Below are 25,160 nucleotides of genomic sequence, written 5' to 3' on the forward strand. Positions count from 1 at the left end.
AGCCACTCCCGTAGGGGAGTGGCCACGAATTTAAAAATTCATGGATCAACTGAATGACTGCCGCATGCAATTATTCTATACATAACGGATAACAACTATAGAAACCATCCATAATCGCAACGCTGTATACATAGAGATGCATGATTCATCTTGCAGGCAATATCGCAAAAGTCATCGATAACGCTCTTTGTCATTAGTTGAAACGCGCCACTTCCCTACGCTGGTATGATCCAGATCAGGTACAAAGGGTCCGGAATCGCATTCTTCCATCTCAGCCGCATCGTGCGGCCCCCCTAGTGTTCATATGAAGCTGTAGCCTATGTTACCATAGACACCCTTTTTTGTCACCGTACAATTTCCATTTATTACGTTATTGTTTCTCGGACCAAGCTTCAACATCCCATGTTTTGGTAACCCAATCTTCATAAAAATCAGGTTCATGGGATACGAGCAGCACGGTACCCTTGAATTCTTGCAAGGCACGTTTCAGCTCTGCTTTAGCCGTAACATCCAAATGGTTTGTAGGCTCATCGAACAAAATCCAATTACTTTCACGCATCAGAAGTTTACATAAACGAACTTTGGCTTGTTCACCACCACTAAGCGCATTAAGCGGACGAGTGATATGCTCATTTTTCAATCCACAACGTGCGAGATGGCCCCGGACTTCATTCTGTGTCAGATGAGAAAATTCATTCCACACATCTTCAATCGGGGTAATGTTTCCTGCACGTACTTCCTGTTCGAAATAAGCTGTTTCCAGATAGTCACCCAGGAAAGTCTTACCGCTGATTGGTGGGATTTTTCCCAAGATAGTCTTAAGCAATGTGGATTTACCTACACCATTACAACCAACAATGGCAATTTTCTCCCCACGCTCAATCGTCATCGTCATCTTGGGCAATAATGCATATGAATATCCAATTTCAAAATCAATGCCTTCAAAGACGGTTTTACTACTCGCCCGGGCATCCTTGAATTTGAATGTGGGTTTGGCCGCTTCGTCTGGACGATCGATCCGTTCAATCTTACCGAGCTGCTTCTCTCGGCTCTTGGCACGACCAGAAGTAGAAGCACGGGCTTTGTTCCGTTGAATAAAATCTTCCTGCTTCTTGATATACTCCTGCTGTTTCTCATAAGCATCAATATGCTGCGCCTTATTCATATCAGCCATTTCAAGGAATTTGTTATAGTTTGCTGCGTAACGCGTCAATTTGGCAAATTCCAGATGATAAATAACGTTAACGACCTCATTCATAAATTCCGTATCATGCGAAATCAGAATGAACGCATACGGGTAGTCCTTCAAGTAACGCGTCAGCCATTCGATGTGTTCCACATCGAGATAGTTCGTCGGCTCATCCAACAGAAGAGCAGTTGGTTTCTCCAGTAAGAGCTTGGCAAGCAATACCTTCGTACGTTGACCACCACTAAGCGCGGCCACGTCACGATCCAGACCGATGGCGGACAAGCCCAGTCCATTTGCCATCTCTTCCACTTTCACATCAATCAGATAAAAATCACCTTGCTCCAATTGCTCTTGAATGTCTCCCATTTCTTCCAGCAACAATTCGAGCTTGTCTGGATCGGCGTCTGCCATCTGATCTGTGATGGACATCATTTCTTTTTCCAACTCAAGCAAGGGCAGGAACGCATCCTTAAGCACATCACGAATCGTTTTTCCAGGTGTGAGCTTGGTATGCTGGTCCAGATATCCATAACGAACTTTGGGGGTCCATTCGACCTTCCCTTCGTCCTTTAACAATTTCCCGGTAAGAATGTTCATCAGTGTGGACTTGCCCACACCATTTGCACCAACAAGACCTACACGCTCTCCGGCAAGTAAACGAAAAGATACATTTTTAAATAACGTGCGGTCTCCAAAATTGTGACTCACGTTCTCTACTGACAATAAACTCATAAGATGAGGTTGCTCCTATCTATTGGACATTACTATCGTTCCGAAACCCTATTTTAGCACAGGTGTCGCCTTTTCTGAAAGTAATGTAAACATCTCATGCAACCTCGCTTTTTTATTACAAACAAACCGCCTTTAATTTATGGAACAGTTATACTCAAAATAACCTTGTGCTGCCGCTTGTTTGGCATTTGTAAATACCTCTTCCGCTCTGTAACCATTGTTACATGTGGAAGGATAATAGTATTTAATTCCACTTACCGGATCAACTCCGCCAACGATCGCTGTTTTCTTCACCAGTCTGCCACCACCAATGGCATAATTGTTTATCTTTTGGTTACCTACAGGTATTCCCTGAATAAAAGCCATAAGCCCCGTGTCATTAATCGAATTGTACCAATCTTCCTGAGAAATCAAAGGCATGGTAAAGGTATAGGAAACACCATTCCTTCTTGCAAACTCATTATGCCGGTTAATAACATCTGCCAATTCTTCCTGCACACTTGTCACGATACGACTTCGTCTGATCTGCTCAAATGTTTCGGTATTCTGAAGCAGAGGGATTTGTGTGCTGGAGGCCAGTTCTTTCTGGAACCCTTCAACCCACATACCCAAGCCTGCATCGTAGGCATATACATACCCATCGAGTGTAAAATTAATACTGCTACCATTTGAATCAGAATATGTATAGGGCTTTTTGGGACTCCAAACTTGCCGGAATGAATCTTCAAGATTTCCGGTCACTTCTGTTTCGTTCGCCAAAATATAGTAACCATCATAATCCAGCACGACCACTGCAGGAATGTAATTAAACATGGCCCGTATAGCCGCAGGATCATCCTGAATCCCCATATTTAGCGCCATTGTTTGAGTAAACGTAGCTAAGGCAAGCTCTTTGTCCGCTTTAACAAATTTGGTCGAATCATACCCTGCTTCATCGTTTTGCTTCTCATTTTGATGCATCACGGCCCCTGCATCCAGTACAGCAGTCTGAAGTGCCATCTTATATCGATTGCTTAAATATTGAGCCTCCTGGGCATTGTCTGTATTGTGAGAAATAACCCAGAATATAGGTAAAAAGATAAGCACAAACACAATGGAAAGATCAGTAATCTTCATTGAGCACCATACCCCCATATGTGGTAAACACAGCTGCAGCTTGCGCAGACCCGTTTAACCACTCACGAATCAGCATGGCAGGTGTGCGATTGGTGTTTTTGACGGTTACTGTGAAGAAATCCCCCATTGCCAGTGTATATCTGCGCCCAGGATCGTCTAAAGCCAGCACACCAGACGAAGGAAACAGCTTTGCTTTAATCTGGGCTGAATAATAACCATCCTGCACAGTTTCATAAGTACCAGAAAATGTGCTCTGATCCATCGGATCCGAGTAATGAGGAACATATTTTTTGTGCAAATGTTCCATAGAAATCTCATAGGCATTCCCCGTTCGGGCCATCTGTTCTTCGAACTCTGCATACATGGCAGGGGAAATGTATCCCTTTGTTCTGATTGCATCGACAAAACGGGTAACCGTCTGAACAACAGTCATGCGTGCCATGTCATCCTGTCGATTAGCAGTCTCTGCTGCCGGGTATACATAAAGCAAAATCACTGCTAGCAAAACAGCAAGCAGCTTGGATGCAGCATTAATCAAGGTGTACTGGCCTCCTTCCAAAATGCAATCTTTAGCAGTGCGCCAGCTTCACTTCTTATGAACTCAGGTCTATACGAAGCTGCAAGTTGCACAGGTATGGTTCCTCTTCTGTTTACAAGAGGATCAATGACATATGCAATCCCGTCCACCTCCACGCTGACCGTTGTCCCTGTCATTTGCCTCACAGTGTGTAAGACTTCAGCACCACTATAACGGATTGGCTGGCTTATACGTAGCGTGGTATTCACCCGTCCTTCCATGTCTGCTGTCGTCTTCACCAAATGATTTAATGCGTCTGATAGAACCCGAACATTCTGCTGCCCGTACAGGCAGGCTGTCACAAATAAGACAACCGCCGTACAGAACAACATAAGCTGCTGTGTATTCTGGGACATGTTAAACCAACTCCTGTCAGGATTGCTGGAAAATAAGCCCTCTTACCACATTAGATCTGTCTTTTACGATAATTGCTTTGAATTTACCACTTGGATTGACATATTGATTGTCTTTTTCACTCATGGTCTGGTTGATAACGCCCACTTTCTCGTCAGGTGTAATAACCGAACCATAATCTGCATTATTGAGATCCTGGGAGATGTTCAACTGATTACCGTACCATTGACCTCCCTTGTTTTTACCTGTTATAACTTGAATACCGAACTGATCCTTGTCCGCATACTTACGCAACGCGTTTGTAACCTGTGATCCACTAATGGTTGTTCCGTCATACACGGTAAATGCAGCTTGAGACAATTCGGTCTGGATATCGGCAAAATTGTTCTGTGCCGTTTTGGTCGCCTCCTGAGCCGAAATAAACAATAGAACTACAATCGTAATAAGGGCGATGGTCAGAAAGATGCCTGCTGCCACCTTTAAAGCGCTTGATGCATTGTTCATGATAAATCCTCCTATATTGTTTTTAATTTATTTCAGACTGTGACGTACATGATCGTTACAGTTTCTGAATCTGTTCATAATAAATGTTCATTTGTAGGAAACTCATGCCTACCAGCGGAATGACCAGATAGAGGAAGATCAGGGCATACATCGGTGTAAACCCGATCATTCTCCCCCATGACGCTTTAACATCAATCATCTTGGTGTATTCCTGCTTCCGTTGTTCAAAATAAAAGGCCATCATGCTATCCAGATCATCAAATGCTTCTCGAATTGAAATTTTCCCAAGTGCAAGTTGCAGCTTTTCAACCAAACGTTGAAATTCAGGCAGCCCAGCATCTTCTTTTAATTGTTCAAGCGCATGCTCCGGCCCATGTTCAAAGTGCAACAGACATTTTTGCAATGGCCTTTTGAAAATAACAGCAAAGCGATTGAGCCATTCCAGTATCTCCTCTACGGACATACGATCCATCTCTCGCAAGATCGAGATAACCGTCTGAAACTGATAGATTTCATGCCTCATATCCATACTTCTCATTTTGCGCTGGAACATCATGAGCCAGATCGGCATGTGATAACCCGCAATACCTATCATCATTGCAATAATTAACTCCCACCAGCGGAGGTATTGTTTGTTGTAACCTTCCAGCTTCTGCAGGATGCGTGCAATTGTTTCATTCTGTGTATCATGGTCCAGTTGAACGGGATTCACGGACTGCAGTGCATTGGAGATCTCATCAAAAGTGGCTCCTCGCTTCATTTCAATGCGCTCTAGTACAGCTTGATCCAGGCTTGCTTTTTCTGTAGCCTGCTTCAACTCTGCCTCTCCCATCGAGCCAAACATCCGGTCATCTCTCACGGGGTCATATAAAATATGATTTCGTTCAACCTGATGCAGCAGCAAAACACAGCCAATGGTCAGGACAAAACAACTTGCAAATAACATCAGCCTTCGTATAGAAAGCCATTCATATTTCAGTTCCGAGCTACTTTCCCGCATCAGTCTTACGGTTTGACTGTAGTTGGTACTGCCAGGTTTTGCCGCGAACAACATCGCAAGTTTACGAATGAACGTCTGCTTGTATAAGAACTGATCCATTCTGGAGTGTTTGCGTCCTGTCCGATAACGGGTTTCATCATATTGCTGAAGTCTTTGCAAAAGCAGGTAGGCAAGTATGATGATGACGTAGATGGATATTTTGGTTATAAAGCCGATTTTGCTGCGATAGAACTCATCCATCGTCGGAAAACTTCCTCTGGCCCAACGTTCAATTGGAGCGGTGAACAGAACGGGGGCAAGGGCAATGATGTTCAACCCTTTTAACAAATAGTCCAATTTGTCCCGCCGCAAAATCTCCAGATGAATTTCCTGCGTCAGATTCCCCAGGCCTTTCAAGTAAATCGAACCCTGTGCTCTGTCTTTATCCCCGAACTCCATCACCATATATGAAATACCGGCGAAACCTTTAAGAAAACGATTTGGCGCAATCTCGTAGTATCGTTCCAAAGCTTCGTTCGGATCTGGAGAAGTCAATGCTTCATAGATCAACAGCACTTGCTCGGCAGCCTCTCCTTTACCTGCTTCCGCTGCTTCATACAGTGCTTCCTCTACCATTCCATGCTGATGATACCGATGTCTCACGTCGGCAAACAGGTCCAGCATCTGTACCAACAGTCGTTTCTCCATACGATTCAGACACATATCCAGTACAAGGCTGTTTAGAACTACTGCACAGAGTACCGACAATATGACAAAGGCGATACCCGGCTGCATAAGAAAAAGGATTACACTAATACTCCCGTATCCTCCGAGGATCATTAAGACCACGCTCATTGTCATTCGTCTTAATGATGGTTCGTCGCCGACATGCCGGAATGAAATTCGTTTCTGTACTTGCAAAATGTAGGAAGAGAGCAGCGGCACTTTCATGCCCCAGCGATAAGACTGTAATAGGAACAATCCCCACCGCAGCGTACGATTTCCGTTTAGCGTAGCGATCCCGATAGATTTACTTGCATTATCTCCTCCTCTATGACGTAACAGGTTCAGTACAAGTAGCGTGATTATCAAGCCACCTGCACATATCCCCAGCACCAAGAGAAGAACAAACTTAACGGTCATAGGTATCACCCCAATGTTGCTTGATGAACTGTTCGAACAGCGCAGCGTCCTGCAGTGTCATCTGATCCCGCATATCCGTAATGCTCCCTATGGAGATCGGAGCTGTGATGACGTAATTGCCATCCCTGTACTCAATCACATTGCGAAACGTAAATCCCGCCCGTTCCTCCACGCTATCCCCTTTATTCGCGCGTGGCAGACACTCCGTAATTCGTTCGATATATCTTCGTCCCTCTGCGTCCTTTTTCATATGTACATCAAAATTAATGACACTTACGACCTGCTCCTCGGCAATATGTTCATGTTGGAACATACCTGTTTTGAGTAGTGAATTACGGAGGGAGAAGACCAGATCACGAAACGTTTTGGCGTGATGGGTAAACAGGGTGAACAGACTGGCAACCTGGGACATCTGAATCATCCATGCGGCTACTTCATCACTTGCGACCTCACCGAGAATATTTACAGTACCATCCGTCTTTTTCTGTAAGTCCAGTCCCTGTTGACCTGAGATGTGCTCCGTTTCCCGGAAACTTAGTATGTTACGGCGACTGTATATACGCCGCAGTTGTAGCTCGAAAGCCATCTCCTGTACACGCAGGGTATACGAAGCGTAAATATGCTTCACCATCGCCATAAGTAAGGTCGTTTTTCCCGACCCCTGTGCTCCTGTTACAGCTGTAATTCGGCTGCCTTTCATCAAAAATTGCAGCAAAGTGATTGGCAGACCTGCGTTGTTACCAGTAATCAACTGTTCCAGTGAAGCATTGGGAATATCGAATTTCCGGACAAAGAATGCCCATGATTCGGCAAAGGGAGGACGTACAACAACGACACGTGATCCATCCTTCATCTCGTTCACCTTGTACCCATTCGCCTCCGAAAGCTGTCCCGGATAGTTGTATTTATAAATATTCTGACATACCCTCTTCAGTTCACGGATACTGCCAAATGACAGGAAGGACAGATGAATGGACTTACCTTTATAGAAAATCCAGACACTTTCCATTCCACTAAGTGGTTCTTCGAGGGGAGCATCTTCAAGTCCATCCGTGAGCAGATCATTCCACGAAGCTGGCTGCCGTAGCCCCATATCCTGAAGGGCATCCAGCATGCCGCTCACACCACCACTAACGCCATCTATTCGTTGATCTCTTATTTCATCAACCACCGAGAAACCTTTGTAATGTTGATATTTCTATTGCTACCGTCCAGTTTCATACAGCATTGATTTCACAAACCTGCCTTTCTTTAAACAGTCTTTTTATTCGCTCTTATTCTTTCACTCACGCAAAAAACGTGAGTTTTCTGTGATTTTTTCATGCACAAATATGTAAGTTGTCCTACATGATATCTTAAGATTGTTTATTCACAAGACTTCAAAAAAGGTTCATCAGCAAAAGCAAATAAAAGTACTATTTCTAGTATTTAGTATTGACTTACCTAAAATCTCATTACAACTCATGATGCCCTCCCCCATGACAGGACAAGTGTAGAAAAACGCATGGAATATTCCCACAAATCATCAAACATTTCGTATTCATTCTGTAGTTGTTAAGGTATTCACTATCATACTAACTAAGTAATTGCTGAGTGCAATTTGAAGGAAATAAAAAAGACTAGGGTTTTATGCCCTAGCCAAAATCAGTTTTAGTAACATTTGCGATATATTTTAATAGAAAAAGATTAAAAAAAGAAATTTAGGTCCTTATTTACTTTAGAATGTATTTCATGTCAAATACTCGGATCTTAGAAAGTTGCACCTGTTTTCCATTACGGTTTTGATTACTTAAATAATAAAATCAAAATCTCTCAATATTCCAATACCATGGAAAGTCGGAGGTTCTTATTTCAGGATAATCTATTTCATTAACAAATCCTTGGCTTGTCATTTCAGTCCAATGTAAATCAATTGCCTTTTTCATTTTCGTGAAAGTTTCAGGCTCATTGTAAAATATTCCAATTGACATTGAAGTATGGGATGAATTTCTCAAGGTATACTGCAGTTTGGCATTTTCAGGATCATCAATCGAATCTATATATTGAACCATAATATCTGTAAAATTGCTTTTAAGTTTATAAAAGATCTTCTCAGCTGAAATATTTTTAAAACGGGTTCCGTTAAGCAAAGGTGATATAATTGGATGCGATATATTAAAAATATGTTGGTTGTCTAATGAATCATTGGGAATACAAATTACTTTTGTAGATTTATCATTAATGTCTGCAAGTATCTCTTCGGCTGCTTCATATTTTTGAGGCCCCTTAGAATCCCTCTTCTTAACATTATCCTTACATAAGATTTCAATTTCTATTCCAGGAATGTCCGGGGGTATTAAATAACTTGGCAAACTAAGTCTATTGACAGTTTCAGTTTCAAGGTATATTGAGTAAATTACAGGATCCATTTTGTAGAAAAGTCTCATGTTAAACTCGTTTATAGCTATGATTGGCATCTTCGGGTGTCTGACAACAAAATCAATCAGTTCGTCCAAAAAACCACCTGCATTATAATTTTCCATTATTCCCAAAGTATCATAAGAACATAATTCCGCAACAAACTTTCTAACTATCTTACCATCCTCATTAATAACAGGAACAGAAACATATTCTCGAAAGAAATTTCTTGCTTCTTCTGTAAGGTTTTCATAGGAATGACTCGGTATTCCAATGAACCCTGCCTCGAATAAAAGATCCATATAATCATGGTACTTGTCAATCGAGTGGTTTTCCTTGTATTCATCAAGATGCTTTTGAAAACTAGATATAATCGCATGTTCCAATTCCATCTTAATTTTTTTAAACTTCTCGTCTTTAATAACCTCAGTTCTATCTGGTGTTACAGTTAGACATTCACGTTCATAGATATTGATATCGGCGTATATATTTGCCCAAAATGGAAACAATTGTTCCAAGGATCTTGAATTCTCTAACTTGAGTTTCCCTTCAATTATTATTGGCATTCCAAGATTAAAAGACCTTTGTGTTATACAACCAGATAAATCGCACTCTAAGTTTACACCTGCTCCATTTACGATTTGCAATTTACCTTCTATTTTGATATCTCTTAGATTATTCAGATCAACATTAAAAAGATAATGAGTAAATGGCTCATCCATGTTCGCTAAATGCCTCTGTCCATCTATTATAAAACTCTCTCTATCTAAATCCTCGTTGAACATCAAATTTTCGACTATTGAAACCCCTCTGTGTGTGTATTCTTGTTTTGTTGTATTAATGTAAATTGGAAAAGATGGATGGGGAATTATTTCTTCAACAACTTGGACAATTGAATCTTCAGAAAAAGGGTGGCCTTTCTTTAGATTTAGAGTTATCTTTGTTCCTACTTGCGTTCGATCTGAATGTCTTTTTACACAATAACTATGAGCTGTTGGAATCTCATAATAAATAGGTAAAGGAGGCGTTAGTGGATTTTCAGGTTCCATTCTGCTTTCAATTACCATAGAATCAGCAACCATGAATGCAGAAAGCACACCTATACCAAATTCACTTACAACGTCTAAATTTGTATCAAAAAATCTCGGTTGCTTGTAATAACTTGTTCCAACTTGTAGAAAAAACTCATTAAATACTTTATCATCCATTCCAATACCATTATCCTCAATTACAAGAAAATCGTTTTTATATTCAACAGTTACTTTAGGTTCGAACTTCTCATATTTATTACTATTGAGGAATCTTCTTGCCTTTATAGCATCAATAGCATTTTGAAGTAGCTCTCTAAGCGCTGTAATTGGATTACGATAAAGACGTTGCCCCATTAATAATTCTATTATTTTCTCGTAATGAAGATGAAATTTAACATCACTATAGATGTAAGAGCCATCAGATCTAATACGGTCCATATTTAGTGGTTCATGTAACAGCAATAAGTATTTAACAGAAATATCATCATGATAGTTTTTCAACAACTCAAAACTCTCTTTTCTTTCTATTTCAATCCATTCCATAAAAATTCTCAAGGCTCTTTCTACCTCTGGAGATGTGCATTCTGCCTCGAACACTACTCTGTTTGAAGAAATGTCCCAACCAATAATAGATCTGTGCTTTTTCCATTCTATTATACTTGTTGGGTCTTCAGGAGAAACAAAATCATAAATAACCTTTGGGGTTCTTTCCGGGTCTAGGTCCAAAATATCAGCCATACGCAAAATTAAAGATACATATTGAATATTTACGTATTTTTCACCTATAAGAGTATTCCTGGGATATTTACGGTTATCTTTTAAGCAAGCTACAGGTTCCCCATGACTATCACATATATTTATTAGATACTTGTACAGCAAAATATCATCAACAGCCAGTTTAAATTCACCATCAGACAACAGAGATTCGATAAAATCCGCAGACCTCTTTACATGATTTCTCCTTAAAAACTCTGTGAATATCTTATCTTCAATTCTTGTAACAGCTCTATTATTTCCTATTTTCTGGAATTCCAAATATTCTTCATACAGAGAGTCAATTTTCAGCAAACTTTGATATTCAGACGAAGCAGCAATAATATCCTCTCTTTCTGAGTAAGAGCAGGTCATCCCTATATCATGTAAATAAGCTGATAAAATCAAAAAAGCAAGTTCAATATCGTTTAACTGAACAAGTGTTTCAGGAGGAATAATGCGCCCCATTATGCGAATTATTTTTAGACTATGTGTTTCATCATGAAGTGTATATTCACGCATATTTTCCGGAATACGAGCCAATAGAGGTGTAACGTGATTAACAATTTTTAAAACCGATTGTGATAATTTTTGTGTGACATCTTCAACCAACAAAAGCTGTTTAAATAACACAGCGTTCTCCACATTCAAACCCTTCAATATAATTTCCCCTTTTTAGTATGTATTAATAGATCATTTTTGAATTGTTGAATTCCTATTGCCCTACATTTCTTGGAATCTAACTTAGATATAGAATCAATCTGTTAACTCTCTCTGCATCATATTTTTTAAGATTGGAATCAGGATTCACCTTTAAAATTTAACTTGTTAAGTAATTCTTCAAGACATATATAGGTAAATAGTATTAGGATAAATATAACATGCGACATTTCAAAACTCTACACAAATATGACAAAAAAAACCGTTTTCCTCGGTATTTCAAACTCATTTATCTAGCCTTTTAGTACTATGAGGAAAGAGATAGGAGAGGCGATACTTATCCTAGGACATCAAAAACTCGACTGAAAGCTCTCATCTGAACTTTTCATAGAAAATTTTAAATTCTCACAGATATAATTCCATCGACATTTAATGAACTTTAACTGAGTCTTGCACAATCATAGTTGATTTCCCTCAGATATGTATTTATCGTTAATAGGTTCTCTTATACACTTTATCTACTACTGGAAACAGGCTAGTTGTAGAAAGCTGTACTAGAAATTCACGAAACTTTGAGTAAGAAAGCCTATTTGTCGAGATTTGACTTCACATAAAAGCTGTTCTAAACTCGATTTAGTCAAAGTGAGATCTCATAAAATTTATAAAAGAAAGTAGGGGTAACATAGAATCTAACGTATCAGTGTTTATTCAAGACGCATTCGGTTTAGGGAGACAAGACAGGTAAGTATGTAAATCGTTGTGAAATCTATCGCAGCTATGTAATCATTCTGGATCGCCTAACAAGGAATAGTTTCCATTATAGTATGTATATTCATAGTTCAAATATTAATAACGAAAATCACGAGCATTTCGCGCTTCAATACGAGCAGACTTACGACCGCTTGGACGTGGTCATAGAGGGTGTTCTGGATGCTAGTTTCGTGTTAACTTAAAAATGAGGTGCTTTATGAATAATAAAAATTTTGTAGAAAATGAAACTAAAGAAGTTGAAGCTAACGCACATGAAACGTTGACAACACCAGATGTTTCTTCTCCAAATGATAATAAAATGGAATACGATGTTAAATATAGTTATCTTAAGAATATACCTAAGTTAGTAAGAAAGAATAACACTTTAGTAACATTACTATTTACATTTATGTTGGTTATCGTGAGTGTTGTTCAATCTATTACATACATCAGGCAAGCAGCAATAGCATCAAATGCAAATAAATTATCCCAATATGAATATAGATTTGAGTTTTATAAAAAGTTAGAAAGTATACAAGAAACTACTGCAATAATTAAATTAGAGCCTCAGCAGGATCTAGATGAATCTTCAAATTTGAATTTTAAAATATTATCTCTACTCAGAGAGTCAAAACTACTTTTTAATAAAGATGTTTCTCGGAGTATTAATGTAATCTTAACGGAGCATATGGAGTTTTTATGGATGCTAAACAACGAGGGAATGTCTCATAATGAATATGAAAAGAAAATGCATATATTGAATGAGGAATATGGGAATTTTCTGAATAGCGATAGTTTCAAAGTATATTTAGATATCAATAGAATAGAATGATATGATCGTAAGCTAAAACACATATAGTTGTAAAAAATAGAGCAGCAGGGCTATCCCTCCTGCTCCATTTTTGTACTCTAACTAATGCTGCTCTCAGAAGTATCTGCTTCCCATAATCTTGATGGATATCCTTCTAATGGGCCACCTTAGTCAATGAATTGTTCACTATCCGCTTGAATATACCAAACGTTTACATGCAACTGGGTTAATGCTGCCGTGAGGAAATCCATATCAGTTTCCAGTCCTTATATGTACGATTCATTTGATCACCATAGTTGAAAGTTCAACGAATTGAGTGGTAATTCCTCCAACAAAAAAAAAGAAAAGAACCCTGACTAAATGTCCAGGATTCTTTAGTATGTTACTTATAATGCGAAGTTGGCTGAACAACTAGCACTGTCCCTTTACTAAAGTCGTCTGCCTCCATATAAAGTCTAACTCCTTTATTACTAATACTTGTTACATTTATTTCTACACTTTCTTGCTTACCTTCTTCTAGAAATAACGATTTGATATGCTCACCTGTATCTTCATCTTTTAATAATATTTGTCCAGATCCATCTGCTAATTTAAGATCGAGAACCAAAGTCTGATATTTACTATTAGGATATAACACGATGTGACCTAAATTCTTAATTGTAACGACTTCTTTGTATTTATTCTCCGTATATTTCGAATCTCTAGAAAGGCCAGCATATGTTGAAAAATAGTAAATTCTTTCTTTATCAAAAGGAGTTTTAGCAAGTTTTTCACCGAAACTCATTTTGCCTGATTTGGCGTCGACAGTTATGTTCGTCTTCGTAGCTTCTTTTGCTAGACTTACTGGTATGTACGTTTGTCCATTGATAACTACCGGTTCTGTTTTTGATTGAGGCGTCCAATTACTACCATTCAGAACATACTTGAAATTGCTTATTGTTGCCTGAACTGTCTTACTCTTTGATGCAGCGTACGCCCCTGTTCCTCCAACCATCAAGAATGCTAATAATAGTAATCCTGTTTTCTTAAATTTCATTTTCTTCCTCCTTAGTACTATTTTAGTTTTGTACTACAACATTATCTCAAAACTTCCCTATATAGTAAATAAGTATTATAATATTATAGATAAATAGACCCATACACGGAGGTTGTAATGATTAAAGATCTACTTTTGGCAGAAAATAAGGGATATTCAGTTTGCTTAGTTTTTGACGATAATTCGAAGTACATAGGAAAAATCGAGCTTTCTTCTGATAAGAAGAGAGTAAAAATTAAACATCAGGATGGTATTGAATGGGTCCCATTAGAAGAAATAGAACATTGTTCTTTGTCCGTGCCATTTTTAGATGTAGAACAATAAGATTAGAATTATTATCAGAAGGCCCGGAACGTCAAACGATTACTGGGCCGCAAAGCTGCCGTTGTGCTGCAGACAATAAGAGCCGGACACGATGCGTGATCAAACTATATATGTAAACAAAAAAGGCACTGCCAGCGTTATGCCAGCAGTGCCTTTTTACCGATTCTTTCGGATTTGAAATTATAGTAACCCATTTCTACAATTTTGTAAATTGTTTCAAATAAATCTAGAAACATTTTCCTAGGTCTGTTAGACTAAACGTGTTCATTGAATTTCGGAGGATTAATATGTTCGATACCTTACTCAATATTTGTGCATACATAATTATTATTGGTTTGCTTTTGTCGCTTCTGTATATAGCTTATTTGTACTTTAGAGTTTTCTTAGAATGCATTCGTTATAATTTTATGAGGATTTTTTTCCGTTCTAAAACTCAAGAAGAAGAAGACCTTGGTTTTGGAGACATGATAATGTCTTTTACAATTTCATTTCCTTTATTTTTAGGATCTGTAGCAATGTTTTATGTGCTCATAACAGAAGGCATCACTATGGAAGAATTATTAAATGCCTTATCCAAAGCTAGGCGCCATTAAACTCATATTTTATCAACTTTGATTAAGTTCGTTTTTCTCCTTCAATTTCTTGGAGTCGTTCATCCAACTCTTTTATATCTCCATCCACACCTGCAATTAACTTCAGGATATTTTTCCTTAGCCTATTCATCACGATAGCGGATTCTTCACGGGTGATCATTGCACCAGGTCTGGTCCCGTCATAATATCCGTTCTTCGTCATTTCCTCCCACGTCTCCGTTGCCCACTTACTTGGCACGTTAATATCCCTTGTTGTAACTGGTTGTGTCACTGGCTTGTCCTCCTTCACCGTTTTAATCTTCAACCCCAGGTATGCAGCAATACCCTGCACGTGGCCGTCAATAATTGCATTGATCACGGTAGTCTGCTTCAGGCGATCTGCATCGGGCGCAACATCAATAAACAGATTCTCAGTCAGCACTGCCGGCATTTTAGATTCGCGCACCATGTGCAAGTTCTGTGCCTTCTGTCCACGATCTATGCCGCCAAGCTTGCCCATAATAGCCTTGTGTAGCTTGTCCTGCAGCTTGATGCTGTTTTCGGAAGCAGATGTATACCGGAAGGACTCAAAGCCACCCTTGCCACCGCCAGCGTTGCAATGAATGGATACCAAAATGTCAGCACCGGCAGCGTTCGCTTTGGCTGTCCGATCGCGAAGTTCCAAGAATACATCCGTGGATCGGGAGAGTAGCACCTGCACGTTCTCATAATCCGCTTCCAGACGGTTCTTGATACCAAGCGATACCTTCAGTGCAATATCCTTTTCTTGAATTCCGTTTGATACTGCCCCTGGGTCTTTACCACCATGTCCTGCATCAATCCATACCTTAAGCATTTGTACCAGCTCCTTTATCGTTATCGTTGCCACCTTTACCCTTCAAGACTTCAATTGCCTGCTTGATAACATTTGGAATAGGCGCTCCTAGTTTCCCGCCGTTTTCAGTGATCGATAACAGCTCGTTCGCGATATAAAAGAATGCCACAGTGTCACGGAACAAATGGCCATCTCCAAGAATGCCATCCACCAAGTGGCCAACTGCAACCATGGCAAAAATAAACACCTTACGAGCAATACCGAACATCCCGATTTTGCTTCTAAGCTCCCCGGACATCCAACCAGCAGCAACCCCAGTTAAATAATCAAAAATTACAAACACCAATAATACTCCCAACACAGCAGACCAACCCCCAAATAAGTAAGACACCAGCCAGCTACCTACGGCTAAAACCCATTTCCCCACGTTCTCCAACTTTCTATCCCCGATCTATTTAATATGAAAAAAGCCCCCTGATCACTCCAGAAGGCATAATAAAAGCGTCCCGGAATCGGAACGCTGTGTTAAATACCTTCAGTTTTTTCCAAGATGTAATCTTCAACCGCCTGCCGATAATCAGGATTAGTAATATCATCAAGTAAGTACATTTGACCGGTTTTCGGATTAAGTCCCTTATTCAAAATTCGTTCAGCAGCAATTCGGACAACTACTTCGTTTATCATTACAAAATCCCTCCTGTTTTTTCATTGGCTAACAACAACACTTGATCTTCCAATTCTTTGATACGTTCTTCTGGAGTCAATTCGGGACGAATTCTTTTAATGACTGGCTTTTTGGTTTCTGGATCAACCTTCTCGATATAATAAATGCTAAGATCGATCTCATCATATTCCAAATCAATATGTTCTAATTTTGTGATTTCTTTCCGTGGCGAGCCGTCACTTGGCATGAAAGAAAGTACAATTTCACCGTCTTGATCATATATGATTCTCATACCTGTTTGCATTGTATTGTCCCCCCCCTTCCAAGACTCAGTTCTCTATTTTTCTGTATGTTCACGTTGCCACCTAAAGAGAAGCGACGCGCATGTTTATGATAGTATACTGTGAATTACCATTATTTTGGGTTGCATTCGTTCCACAAACCCCTAATTTTAAAGGGCCGTTAACGTTAAAGTTTGTTGGTTTGTTGAAGAAAATGCCTCTCCATGTATAAGCTGATCCATCAAAAGCGTAATTACCAGAAGCTTGCAGTGTAGTCGCAACGCCGCTTACCAAGTCAATTGTAATCGAGCCTACGCTATATTGCGTTTGCAGCGCCCCGATATCATGCAGGAACCACGGAACCCCCGCAGAATCAAACAACGCGAATCGCATATAAACATTGCTACTATTAAAGCTTGTCATTTGCCATGGGCCTCCGGCTACGTTGCCAACTCCAATGTTTATTAATTTAGTCCCAGCTTCAAAATCAACCAGGTTTTCGGCGTTCATGTTCGTTGTTTGGGCGGGTACGATTACAATTTTACCAGCGCCGATATTCAGTAGTACTGCTTTATATTTCCCGCTGGATGGACCAGACAAAGAAGAATTGCCTAACGAGAAAAAGTCGACACTAGGCATGTTATCCCAACTCCTTGCCCGTAATGTAATAATTGACCCCAGTAGCACTGGCAGAAGCACTTACATACTCCCCGGCTGGGATCAGAATGTCACTTGTGGGGATAAGGATGGTGTCATTTGCTTTTATCGTGAATGGTTGCAATATACTCCACCCGTAAATCCACATCGAAACTTTTCTTTCCGCGGCGGCTGTATTACAAAGAATAATCCCTTTAATTAATCTATCTTTTGAGGATGTAGTAACAATAATTCCCGATGTGACAGGTATAGCTCCACCTCCCAACCTCAAGACATCTGCATATTCCGGGTCAGCTACCAGCGTTTCTATGCCTGAAATGTAATAACTTATTGCGTTTGCTGTAGACGTCGTTACCGTTATTGAATCCCGGGCAACCATTAGTTGATCCATCACAGGAACAAGTATTGTGTCATTTGGCTTCATGACGTAATTGGACAATATACCAATGCTCGCCATGACAACAGAAATAATCACGCTAGAAGCAGAAGAGTTTGTAATGATGAAAGACTTAACTATAGTTTTATAACTTGTAGGAACGGTATAAGCTGTGACCGTGCTGCTTGCAGTGATATCATTTCCTGCGCCTAATCTTTTGAAAAGTGTAGCCATCTATAGCGCCCCCCATGACCTCATTTTATTTCTGTACTCCAACAATGCAAGGTCGTCAGCCTCGGCAGTGTATGGGACATCAGATGAACCGAACGATAACTTGATCCTCGAAATTTCTCTACTCCCGAATGACCAGCCAGCAATACCTCCGTAAACAACTAAACGGACCTTCGCGGAAGTAACACCCGTAGGAATGGTTATTAAGGCGTTTTTGCGGTGCCAAGTTTTATTCGTATCAGCGAAAAGCGTGCCGACATTGTTATTGTTAGCTGAGTTGACAATCTCGACGTATAACTTGATCGTTGACCCTGATGCACCCAAAGAGTTAAACAGGGCCTGTAGGTTGTAGGCTCCTGCTGCAATCGCGAAGGGTTGTGATTCTAAAATAGCATATTGTGAAGATGAAACTATATCACACGAAAATGGTCTAAACCCTCTTTCATTCATGCTGCCTATTGTCCATGCTGACGGGACCCCAGGGACCCAACCATGTAAACCGAACTGGGCTGCTGAGTTTTTAATTATATTTGGATTGTCAGCGCCGATAATAGGCAACACCGCTGCATTGGCATATCCCTGAGCGCTTGCGTTTGCCTGCGGCAAAATCACTTCCTCATCATTTGCCTTCGCCGCGTTGATGGCTTCCTGTTTGGCGGCATTCACCGCTCGCGGAGTTGATGCTGTCGTATCGTTTGTACTGTCCGTGGCGTTGTCAAGTTGCACCTTTCCTTTTTCAGTCAAGGACGCGTCTGGAATCTGAACGTTTTCCAATCGCTTCAAGATTTCTTCCAGCCTAATATTTACTCGGTGATCCGTAGTAGAAATGACACCACTTGTGTCAGTCGCCACATAGAAAATCGTTAATCCCTTTTTGGCTGTTGCCTGCGAAGTCGTCTTCTTAACCACACCGTCAACATCCACATAAACGTATTGTCCTTGAGTTGGATTCAGCGCCATTTCACCTGCAGGTACCTGGTACCGACGACCGCTTACATAAGCAATCCCTGCTGTCCAAGTCACCTTCAACCCCTGCGCACTGCAAGCTAACCCCATCACGCCATCAGCAGACACAACAAAATTGCCTCCTAGCTCCTTGGCTAATTGCTCGACCAATGTATGAGCCGCTTCAATCCCGCTTTCCATTGTGTTCAGCCTAGTTGATGTAATGCGAGTCCCAACCTGGACCAGTTCAAACAAAGGTCTACCTGTCTGCGGATCAGTCTTTTGTTTTCCAGTAGAAGGGTCCATAATCGGTTTGGTCAGGTCGGGGATCTCATCTTTCCACTCCTGTTTGTTATACAATTGTCTTCACCTCCAATTTGATACTGAACTCAAAGCCAATCAGAAAGCCCCGATCATTCTTAATAACGTTCAAAGCTTGGTTAGCAAGTGTTCGGCCTTGATTATCCATAAGCGAAGCACCAAGAATTTGTTTCCCGATGACTTCGGTATCGTTCAAAAACACATATTTGCGGATCGATCTTCCGGAAATGACGGTATTGTGGATCGGATATTTCACAAGCTCACCACTGACGTTTACCAGTGCATGATCAAAATGCGAATCAGCATCAGTCACCGCATAATCAAGCATTAGCGGTTGAATAACATCTGCCATTATGTCGTCCCTCCTTGCATGGGTATTTCAAATCCTGTTATCGGGCTGTCGATCCGGACGTACGCGGTAGTGGCAACCATTGTAATATTCTGAGTAGCCAAGACGCCGCTTGTCCCCAGTTCCTGTGGCATCTCTAATCCGCAGATTGGAAAATCTACAGCATGGTAATAGCCCTTACCACCCAATGTAATTGCAGGTGTTGATGTCTTAACAACGGGAACAGCACGGTTGATATGAACAGGACGAATATATTCAAAGTCATTAAATAGCCCCACCATGTTAATTGGGGAGCTGCTGTCATATTCAAAGTGGATCTCTTTGGCCAAAAACTCTTCCGTCACCTGCAAAAGCTTTCCATACTGCGATCCGATCTGTCGTAAGATTGGCAGCTTGAATGGCTTCTTGGCCAACTTCTTTCTGCGGATCGCTTCGCGCCGGTTCGTCACTGAGCCGATCTGTTCCGTTCGGAAGTAAATCCATTCCCAAAGGCCAAGCCCCCAGGTTGCCCGTTGCAACAAGAACTGATCCACTAATTCATCCATCTTCTTCTCACGCAGATCGATTTCTTCTTCCATGACGCCGAAGTGCCAGCCTGCTACTTCATTTTCATACCAATAGGGCGGTAAGACTTCACGGTACCGAATTGGGATCATGAAAGACTCACCTCAACCTGCAGGAACGATACAGGGGGAACATCAATGTCCTGAACATCATCATTGAGGGTAAAGTCACTGTAGTTCTCCACGCCTGGCACTAGCAGTAAAGCGGCGATGTAGTTGTATAGCAACTTACTGCGCCCATTGGCATAAGCCACTACACGCTGCCGGATTGTTTCGGCCAGCTGTTGCAGGTCTTCTGATGTCTCCAAGGTCGCTTTCACCGTGACAAGGAAAATCGGAGCTGGATGCACTGCCAAGTCGTGGCCTGCAATGCGGTAATCCTCCCACATTAACGTTTTGACTCTCTCCGCAAATTCTGCTGTGATCGGCTGGCCGTTCATATCTGTCAGATACAAATCAACGGAGTTGTCGTGACGTTCCTTTTCAACCGCCACTGCACCGCCCACGCCCTGAATCTCCTTGGCCCATAGTTCATAGTCCTTACGGCGGCCGTTGCCTTCCTCGACAAAAGCTCGATCAAGAATGCGCAGCCGATAGTCGTCGTTGGATTCACCATCTTTACGGACCATACCGTCTGCCCAGCCATGAGCATCCAGAAACTCATCATCGGCCCAGATCGGTGTGGATTGCAGCACACCATAGCCCCACAATTCTTGCTGTTCGGCTAGCTCCTGGGCAATGGGGTACCAAAGATCATAAAAGTATTCACCCTCGCCCACAGGAGGCGGTGGCAGCCCTCTTTCGTTAGCCAACGTAATTGCCCGGTTAACCCATCGTTGATAAATCATGTCCGGGGTTTCCTCAAGCACAGGTACAACAGGGAATTTAGGCAAATCATTAATCGTCAAGCTCATGTATCGATCACCTCATTGAGTTCGGCCACGCCTACAAGACCCGTAATCTGAATGGTCAAATCCATCCCCCGATCAACACGCGTCATTGACGTCACCTCGGCTTGCTCAATCTCTGGGTGAGCAGTCAGCGCTTCTTCGATGTCGCGGATAATTTCAGTGTCTTCCCAACCTGGCCACTCCGATTTTTCAACACCGATGTCAGCAGTGTATACAACATATTGGAATCGCTCCGTACAAAGGATCTTCATGGCGGTCTCAACAAGAAATTCCTCATAACTGGTTGTCCGAACCGGGCGCCCTGACTCATCCAGGACAGCTCTGCGGTTCCGGTAGTCCATCTTGTACGTCCATTTGGTTTCTGATGGGATGGAATCCACCAGATCCGTGACGTCTACTTCTTCTAGTTCCATTTCAGGAAATAACGTTTCGTCCTCATCCATACGTTACCGCTCCTTCCCCAATACGTAATAACGTTGGCCTGTCATACGCGATACCAGGAGCCGATCCCCCACCTGCAGGGGGCTGGGAATGAGTAGTTTCCCCTTCATCGTTATCGGTTCCGGTTCCGTTACATCAAACGTTACGTCAATTTCCCGTTCCTGCAGGTAATCAGCGAAGACAAGGCTTCCCGACTCATACGGATGTGGGTCGCCATCCACCTCAATCTTGGCATCTGGCCAACTCAGAAGGGTTGCCCGCTCGGTATCCCTCGCATCGATGTGGCCTTTCATTTTATCTTTCATCAACTTGATCGCATCACCCATCATTATCCTTCCCTCCGTTCCAAAACCAACTTGACCGTGAATATGCCATTGCTCCAGCTACTGTCGGCGCTCTCCACGATCCATTTGGTGACAACAGTTGTCTTGATCAGCACGAGCCAGCCAGCCCGTAATCCAGCCAATGTATGGTCCTCATGACGTACGGTGATCTTCTTGATCTGCTTGGGCTTTGACATGGCCTTCAACCGTTGCGTTGCGACCGTCGTCGGATTCTCGTCTTCCTCGACTTCAATGATCTCTTCCATGCGGCCGAACGTCTTCAATGCACTGGCGTTCGTTTTAGTGACTGATGCTGATAGTTTGTCATCCTTGTACTTCTGGGCGGTGACAACGGTGTACGTGTCTTCAATGTTGTAACCTGCAGAACTTGCTTCCATCTGTTCTGGCACAAAAATAGGCACCTTTTCATTGGTGCCTTCACGAACGACCTGCAAGTAAAAATTCGTTTCGGTCCGGATCGCATCAACATGGTACCGGTAGCCGCTACGCTCATATGCCTTTTGCAACACATCCAAAATGACTTCTGAATGCGCCATCGTCCCGTATCGTTCATCCAGATTAAAGCCGAGTTTGGGACACCGGAAGTCAACGCCAGTCGTCTGGATGTACTTCTGCAACTCAGCTCCTGCTTCACCTTTCAAATACGGCCGAGTTCCTTTGTTCTTGGCAAGGTACCAACCAATTTCGCGGGCTTTAATCTCCCATGCACCTGTAAATTCATCTTTTTCATAGTCGATGATCGGACCATGAAAGAACTGGTTCTTGTGATGCAGGAGCGCCTTGCCGATCCGGTGGGAAAAGCACATCAGCATACCGGCCACACTAACCATGGGAATGTCACGCAGTCGCACCGTCAAACTGCGCGCGATTTCATCCCGTTGCGATGACCAAGATATGTCCGTTATAGCAGGAGTCAGGGCAGACCTGGCATCCTGTTTACCGTATATGACTGCAAATTTATCCATGGTCGCCCTCCTTACTTCACTTTGCTGTTGGCTGTCGCAATTTTACTCTTGCGACCTGTGTAATCAAATGCGCCCGTTGCATTGTCTGCAGCATCCTTTGCCGCAGCTGTACTCTTCTTTTTATCAGTGGCCTTTTTCTTCTTTTTGGTCGTCTTCTTCTTGTCCTTTTTACTGGACTTGGCCGTTGTGTTAGGACGACTCTTGGACGACTTCGTTATAATCACACCAGGTTTCAGGAGTTGCTTGGTATTGCTGTAAGAAATGATTTTCACAGGCTTGTGTTCAACCAGTGACATAGTGATATGAATATTTCCTTGGCCATCTTTATAAACGATCTCCATGTTTTCGATAAACATGGTCTGGGAAAACAATTCCTCAAAATTTAGCACTACCGGCTTGGGCTTCCACTTCTCCAGCAGTTGCCACGTGGTTTCTGGCCGTTTGTAAGTGACGGTCTGTTTCTTGTCCGTCTCCCACAGTTCCCGCCACTCGCGGGGCAAAATAGTCGAAAAAGAAACCCGCTGCAGCTTGGCAGTGGGTTTCCCTGTACGTTCTTGTCCAATGATAACGTTGAAAGTATCTACTTCATTACCCGTTGTGATTTGAATCTCAGCTGGGGTAATTGGAAAGGTCAGCCGGATAGCTCCCTGTGACATGGCCAACATGCTTTAACCCCCTGTCTCCAATGCTTTGTATAACTCTTCACCTAGTACGTCTCGAAGTAAAGCGCGCCCTTCAGGACTTTTCAGCATCTGAGCAAACTCAGCAAAATTAGTTATACCTTTAGCGAGTTGACCGAAATCAATAGTGATATTGCCGATCGTTACCGACTTGTTCCCAGTAGACGCCTGGGCAGACAGCGGAGTTGTTCGAACCGGGATAGAACTTCCGGACAAACTTGCCCCCTCGATCCCATCAACACCGTCCCGCATCGTCCCAGCAATTACACTCATTCGATCTTTAATAGAGTCTGGGCGTAATCCATCGGAGAACATGGAAACGAAATTCCCCGCCCATCTGTCCGACTTGCTGGCAGGTCCTGCCTTGGTCGGAGAGCTGAAACCAAGGTAATCCTTAATAACGCCTGCAGCTTTTGACACAATGCTGGTCAGGGTCGGGAATTTACTTTGCATACCCGCCGCCATCATGCTAATCAGGTTACTTCCCCAGCTGCTTCCCTGACTGGATACAGTAGAGAGCGACATAAGATGTTGCCGGGTCAGATCGATCGCGCTTTTGGCTGATGAGCTCACACCGCTAAAGCTTAATGCAGCCTGGCCGTTGCCGCTGATAATGTCCCTTGTGCTATTCTTCGTCGTAACGCCCAGATCCTTGGCCTTCTGTTCGGTTTCCTTGGCTGCTGTCCCAACGGACTTGATGTTGCTTTCTGCTTCTTTAGATTCTACTCCCTTAAAAGCTCCTACAAATGTCTCCTTTAATTTATCTGCGACTGCTACAATGCCGCTCTCGGTTACTGACTCTTTAATACCGTCAACCAAACCCTGTTTACCAATATTCCTATATAGCTGTTCAGCTTCTGCCTTTAACCTTTCTTCGCCTGCCTTAGTGGTAGAACTAGTAGTAGTTATAAATGATTCTTTTGGCAACTGAGGCGTTACAGGAACGGATTTCGGTTCTTCTTTCGGGCCAAACCCCATCCAGCCCTTTATAGAATCAGTAAGATTCGAGACACCTTCCACGATGTCACGAGTAAGTCCGCTTGAATCAGCAAGTGCTCCAAGTTTCTCACCTGCCCAACTACCAACCGCTGCACCTGCAGCTGTACCAAGCGGGCCCACCAAGGAACCCACTAGACCACCGATAGTACCACCAGCCAAGCTACCGACCGTCGAACCACCCTTTGTGGAGATGGCTTCTTTCCAACCTTGTTCTTTTGCTGTGTCATACATGTCATAAGCTGAGAAACCAACATTAGCAATGGTACCAAGTACGCCAAGGCCTTTCATTACGCCTTTGGCCGCACCTCCGAGAGTTTTACTACCTGTTGACAACAAACCATCGGGTCCGAGCTTTGGATTAATTTTAGGCGTTTTGGGCGTCTTAGCAGAAACGTCTTTAACTTTCGACTTCGTTGACGTTTGCGGCTTTGACTTCTTATCACTCACAATATCCGTTCTGGTTGTATTTTTGGTCGAAGTGTTGGATTTCGACTTTGATCCACCTGAGCCGCCATTCCTTCTGTTCTTACGTCTGTTCTTGCTGTTTCCCCCACCGTTGCCACCCATGCTGCCATTAACGTAAACACGAGTGGCATTAACGTTCATACTGGACACAAGATCAGATCCTCCGATTGGAGAAGATCCTCCTCCACCAAATTTACGAGTGCCG

The 25,160-nt window shown here is 42.2% G+C and carries 25 protein-coding genes, 2 pseudogenes and 1 riboswitch; of the genes and pseudogenes, 3 read left to right on the top strand and 24 right to left on the bottom strand.

The features are described from left to right. Positions 1 to 195: 195 nt before the first annotated feature. Positions 196 to 305, bottom strand: a riboswitch (TPP riboswitch). Positions 306 to 370: 65 nt separating this feature from the next. The 8 genes and pseudogenes from DC345_RS19745 to DC345_RS19780 all read right to left on the bottom strand — a co-directional run bounded on the left by DC345_RS19745 (position 371) and on the right by DC345_RS19780 (position 11,435). Beyond that, the gene (locus DC345_RS19745) at positions 371 to 1,921 is read right to left on the bottom strand and encodes an ABC-F family ATP-binding cassette domain-containing protein (protein ID WP_113054515.1); all 1,551 of its coding nucleotides are present in this window, start codon (positions 1,919 to 1,921) and stop codon (positions 371 to 373) included. Between the two features lie 132 nt (positions 1,922 to 2,053). After that, on the bottom strand, positions 2,054 to 3,037 hold the full coding sequence (locus DC345_RS19750) for a hypothetical protein (RefSeq protein WP_113054516.1): 984 nt from the start codon (positions 3,035 to 3,037) through the stop codon (positions 2,054 to 2,056). Next, positions 3,024 to 3,575: a hypothetical protein gene (locus DC345_RS19755; protein ID WP_113054517.1), complete on the bottom strand. Its 552-nt coding sequence runs from the start codon at positions 3,573 to 3,575 to the stop codon at positions 3,024 to 3,026. Before DC345_RS19755 ends, DC345_RS19750 begins: the two co-directional genes overlap by 14 nt. Next, entirely contained in the window at positions 3,572 to 3,970 is a 399-nt protein-coding gene (locus tag DC345_RS19760) for a hypothetical protein (protein ID WP_113054518.1), read from the bottom strand. Before DC345_RS19760 ends, DC345_RS19755 begins: the two co-directional genes overlap by 4 nt. A 16-nt stretch (positions 3,971 to 3,986) precedes the next feature. Continuing rightward, complete coding sequence (locus DC345_RS19765) at positions 3,987 to 4,472, bottom strand: ABC transporter permease (RefSeq protein ID WP_111619553.1); 486 nt, start codon at positions 4,470 to 4,472, stop codon at positions 3,987 to 3,989. Between the two features lie 55 nt (positions 4,473 to 4,527). Next, positions 4,528 to 6,594, bottom strand: coding sequence for a hypothetical protein (locus DC345_RS19770; protein WP_113054519.1), 2,067 nt, complete (start codon positions 6,592 to 6,594; stop codon positions 4,528 to 4,530). Next, positions 6,584 to 7,789: pseudogene (locus tag DC345_RS19775) on the bottom strand (pilus assembly protein CpaF); the annotation flags it as partial. The gene DC345_RS19770 and the pseudogene DC345_RS19775, both read right to left, overlap by 11 nt. Before the next feature lie 607 nt (positions 7,790 to 8,396). Next, the gene (locus tag DC345_RS19780; RefSeq protein ID WP_113054520.1) at positions 8,397 to 11,435 is read right to left on the bottom strand and encodes an HD domain-containing protein; all 3,039 of its coding nucleotides are present in this window, start codon (positions 11,433 to 11,435) and stop codon (positions 8,397 to 8,399) included. A gap of 967 nt (positions 11,436 to 12,402) precedes the next feature. Here DC345_RS19780 and DC345_RS19785 point away from each other — a divergent pair. Next, positions 12,403 to 13,017 (top strand): hypothetical protein, encoded by a 615-nt coding sequence (locus tag DC345_RS19785; protein WP_113054521.1) that lies wholly within the window; start codon positions 12,403 to 12,405, stop codon positions 13,015 to 13,017. 361 nt (positions 13,018 to 13,378) lie between these two features. Here the strand turns inward: DC345_RS19785 and DC345_RS19790 are convergent, their stop codons facing one another. Further along, entirely contained in the window at positions 13,379 to 14,032 is a 654-nt protein-coding gene (locus tag DC345_RS19790; RefSeq protein ID WP_113054522.1) for a stalk domain-containing protein, read from the bottom strand. A gap of 117 nt (positions 14,033 to 14,149) precedes the next feature. Here DC345_RS19790 and DC345_RS19795 point away from each other — a divergent pair, with 117 nt between their 5' ends. Both DC345_RS19795 and DC345_RS19800 read left to right on the top strand, forming a co-directional pair. Then, positions 14,150 to 14,356 (top strand): hypothetical protein, encoded by a 207-nt coding sequence (locus DC345_RS19795; RefSeq protein WP_113054523.1) that lies wholly within the window; start codon positions 14,150 to 14,152, stop codon positions 14,354 to 14,356. 287 nt (positions 14,357 to 14,643) lie between these two features. Continuing rightward, positions 14,644 to 14,949: a hypothetical protein gene (locus DC345_RS19800; protein WP_113054524.1), complete on the top strand. Its 306-nt coding sequence runs from the start codon at positions 14,644 to 14,646 to the stop codon at positions 14,947 to 14,949. 22 nt (positions 14,950 to 14,971) lie between these two features. On the opposite strand, the gene DC345_RS19805 is transcribed toward DC345_RS19800, so the two are convergent. The 15 genes and pseudogenes from DC345_RS19805 to DC345_RS19870 form a co-directional block, all read right to left on the bottom strand. Further along, a complete protein-coding gene (locus tag DC345_RS19805; RefSeq protein ID WP_113054525.1) occupies positions 14,972 to 15,784 on the bottom strand; it encodes an N-acetylmuramoyl-L-alanine amidase in 813 nt (270 codons plus the stop codon). Next, positions 15,777 to 16,199 (bottom strand): phage holin family protein, encoded by a 423-nt coding sequence (locus DC345_RS19810; RefSeq protein WP_113054526.1) that lies wholly within the window; start codon positions 16,197 to 16,199, stop codon positions 15,777 to 15,779. The genes DC345_RS19805 and DC345_RS19810 overlap by 8 nt, the downstream gene beginning before the upstream one ends. Before the next feature lie 89 nt (positions 16,200 to 16,288). After that, positions 16,289 to 16,447 (bottom strand): hypothetical protein, encoded by a 159-nt coding sequence (locus DC345_RS31795; RefSeq protein ID WP_181586655.1) that lies wholly within the window; start codon positions 16,445 to 16,447, stop codon positions 16,289 to 16,291. Then, positions 16,447 to 16,731: a hypothetical protein gene (locus tag DC345_RS19815; protein ID WP_113054527.1), complete on the bottom strand. Its 285-nt coding sequence runs from the start codon at positions 16,729 to 16,731 to the stop codon at positions 16,447 to 16,449. The genes DC345_RS31795 and DC345_RS19815 overlap by 1 nt, the downstream gene beginning before the upstream one ends. Before the next feature lie 61 nt (positions 16,732 to 16,792). Continuing rightward, on the bottom strand, positions 16,793 to 17,347 hold the full coding sequence (locus tag DC345_RS19820) for a hypothetical protein (protein WP_113054528.1): 555 nt from the start codon (positions 17,345 to 17,347) through the stop codon (positions 16,793 to 16,795). 1 nt (position 17,348) lies between these two features. Beyond that, positions 17,349 to 17,975 (bottom strand): hypothetical protein, encoded by a 627-nt coding sequence (locus DC345_RS19825; protein ID WP_113054529.1) that lies wholly within the window; start codon positions 17,973 to 17,975, stop codon positions 17,349 to 17,351. Continuing rightward, a complete protein-coding gene (locus DC345_RS19830; protein WP_113054530.1) occupies positions 17,976 to 19,277 on the bottom strand; it encodes a phage tail protein in 1,302 nt (433 codons plus the stop codon). It lies immediately after the preceding gene. Continuing rightward, on the bottom strand, positions 19,270 to 19,590 hold the full coding sequence (locus DC345_RS19835; RefSeq protein WP_113054531.1) for a hypothetical protein: 321 nt from the start codon (positions 19,588 to 19,590) through the stop codon (positions 19,270 to 19,272). The genes DC345_RS19830 and DC345_RS19835 overlap by 8 nt, the downstream gene beginning before the upstream one ends. Further along, positions 19,590 to 20,243: a DUF2313 domain-containing protein gene (locus tag DC345_RS19840; protein WP_113054532.1), complete on the bottom strand. Its 654-nt coding sequence runs from the start codon at positions 20,241 to 20,243 to the stop codon at positions 19,590 to 19,592. The genes DC345_RS19835 and DC345_RS19840 overlap by 1 nt, the downstream gene beginning before the upstream one ends. Beyond that, positions 20,240 to 21,064 carry a baseplate J/gp47 family protein gene (locus tag DC345_RS19845; RefSeq protein WP_113054533.1) on the bottom strand — a complete coding sequence of 275 codons (825 nt, stop codon included), beginning with the start codon at positions 21,062 to 21,064 and terminating at the stop codon, positions 20,240 to 20,242. Before DC345_RS19845 ends, DC345_RS19840 begins: the two co-directional genes overlap by 4 nt. After that, positions 21,061 to 21,504, bottom strand: coding sequence for a DUF2634 domain-containing protein (locus tag DC345_RS19850; RefSeq protein ID WP_113054534.1), 444 nt, complete (start codon positions 21,502 to 21,504; stop codon positions 21,061 to 21,063). Before DC345_RS19850 ends, DC345_RS19845 begins: the two co-directional genes overlap by 4 nt. A 3-nt stretch (positions 21,505 to 21,507) precedes the next feature. Next, entirely contained in the window at positions 21,508 to 21,831 is a 324-nt protein-coding gene (locus DC345_RS19855) for a DUF2577 family protein (RefSeq protein ID WP_113054535.1), read from the bottom strand. Continuing rightward, positions 21,831 to 22,811 carry an XkdQ/YqbQ family protein gene (locus tag DC345_RS19860; protein ID WP_113054536.1) on the bottom strand — a complete coding sequence of 327 codons (981 nt, stop codon included), beginning with the start codon at positions 22,809 to 22,811 and terminating at the stop codon, positions 21,831 to 21,833. The genes DC345_RS19855 and DC345_RS19860 overlap by 1 nt, the downstream gene beginning before the upstream one ends. 11 nt (positions 22,812 to 22,822) lie before the next feature. Continuing rightward, positions 22,823 to 23,476, bottom strand: coding sequence for a hypothetical protein (locus DC345_RS19865; RefSeq protein WP_113054537.1), 654 nt, complete (start codon positions 23,474 to 23,476; stop codon positions 22,823 to 22,825). A 3-nt stretch (positions 23,477 to 23,479) separates the two neighbouring features. Beyond that, positions 23,480 to 25,160 (bottom strand): annotated as a pseudogene (locus tag DC345_RS19870) (DUF456 domain-containing protein); the annotation flags it as partial.

It is taken from the genome of Paenibacillus taichungensis, assembly GCF_003287275.1.
GTDB lineage: Bacteria > Bacillota > Bacilli > Paenibacillales > Paenibacillaceae > Paenibacillus > Paenibacillus taichungensis_A.

Bases quoted from the DNA above. Each gene is read 5' to 3' on its own strand.
- DC345_RS19745 (WP_113054515.1), bottom strand. From the start codon at position 1,921: ATGAGTTTATTGTCAGTAGAGAACGTGAGTCACAATTTTGGAGACCGC.
- DC345_RS19750 (WP_113054516.1), bottom strand. From the start codon at position 3,037: ATGAAGATTACTGATCTTTCCATTGTGTTTGTGCTTATCTTTTTACCT.
- DC345_RS19760 (WP_113054518.1), bottom strand. From the start codon at position 3,970: ATGTCCCAGAATACACAGCAGCTTATGTTGTTCTGTACGGCGGTTGTC.
- DC345_RS19765 (WP_111619553.1), bottom strand. From the start codon at position 4,472: ATGAACAATGCATCAAGCGCTTTAAAGGTGGCAGCAGGCATCTTTCTG.
- DC345_RS19770 (WP_113054519.1), bottom strand. From the start codon at position 6,594: ATGACCGTTAAGTTTGTTCTTCTCTTGGTGCTGGGGATATGTGCAGGT.
- DC345_RS19785 (WP_113054521.1), top strand. From the start codon at position 12,403: ATGAATAATAAAAATTTTGTAGAAAATGAAACTAAAGAAGTTGAAGCT.
- DC345_RS19790 (WP_113054522.1), bottom strand. From the start codon at position 14,032: ATGAAATTTAAGAAAACAGGATTACTATTATTAGCATTCTTGATGGTT.
- DC345_RS19795 (WP_113054523.1), top strand. From the start codon at position 14,150: ATGATTAAAGATCTACTTTTGGCAGAAAATAAGGGATATTCAGTTTGC.
- DC345_RS19800 (WP_113054524.1), top strand. From the start codon at position 14,644: ATGTTCGATACCTTACTCAATATTTGTGCATACATAATTATTATTGGT.
- DC345_RS19805 (WP_113054525.1), bottom strand. From the start codon at position 15,784: ATGCTTAAGGTATGGATTGATGCAGGACATGGTGGTAAAGACCCAGGG.
- DC345_RS31795 (WP_181586655.1), bottom strand. From the start codon at position 16,447: ATGATAAACGAAGTAGTTGTCCGAATTGCTGCTGAACGAATTTTGAAT.
- DC345_RS19815 (WP_113054527.1), bottom strand. From the start codon at position 16,731: ATGCAAACAGGTATGAGAATCATATATGATCAAGACGGTGAAATTGTA.
- DC345_RS19820 (WP_113054528.1), bottom strand. From the start codon at position 17,347: ATGCCTAGTGTCGACTTTTTCTCGTTAGGCAATTCTTCTTTGTCTGGT.
- DC345_RS19825 (WP_113054529.1), bottom strand. From the start codon at position 17,975: ATGGCTACACTTTTCAAAAGATTAGGCGCAGGAAATGATATCACTGCA.
- DC345_RS19835 (WP_113054531.1), bottom strand. From the start codon at position 19,590: ATGGCAGATGTTATTCAACCGCTAATGCTTGATTATGCGGTGACTGAT.
- DC345_RS19840 (WP_113054532.1), bottom strand. From the start codon at position 20,243: ATGATCCCAATTCGGTACCGTGAAGTCTTACCGCCCTATTGGTATGAA.
- DC345_RS19845 (WP_113054533.1), bottom strand. From the start codon at position 21,064: ATGAGCTTGACGATTAATGATTTGCCTAAATTCCCTGTTGTACCTGTG.
- DC345_RS19850 (WP_113054534.1), bottom strand. From the start codon at position 21,504: ATGGATGAGGACGAAACGTTATTTCCTGAAATGGAACTAGAAGAAGTA.
- DC345_RS19855 (WP_113054535.1), bottom strand. From the start codon at position 21,831: ATGATGGGTGATGCGATCAAGTTGATGAAAGATAAAATGAAAGGCCAC.
- DC345_RS19860 (WP_113054536.1), bottom strand. From the start codon at position 22,811: ATGGATAAATTTGCAGTCATATACGGTAAACAGGATGCCAGGTCTGCC.
- DC345_RS19865 (WP_113054537.1), bottom strand. From the start codon at position 23,476: ATGTTGGCCATGTCACAGGGAGCTATCCGGCTGACCTTTCCAATTACC.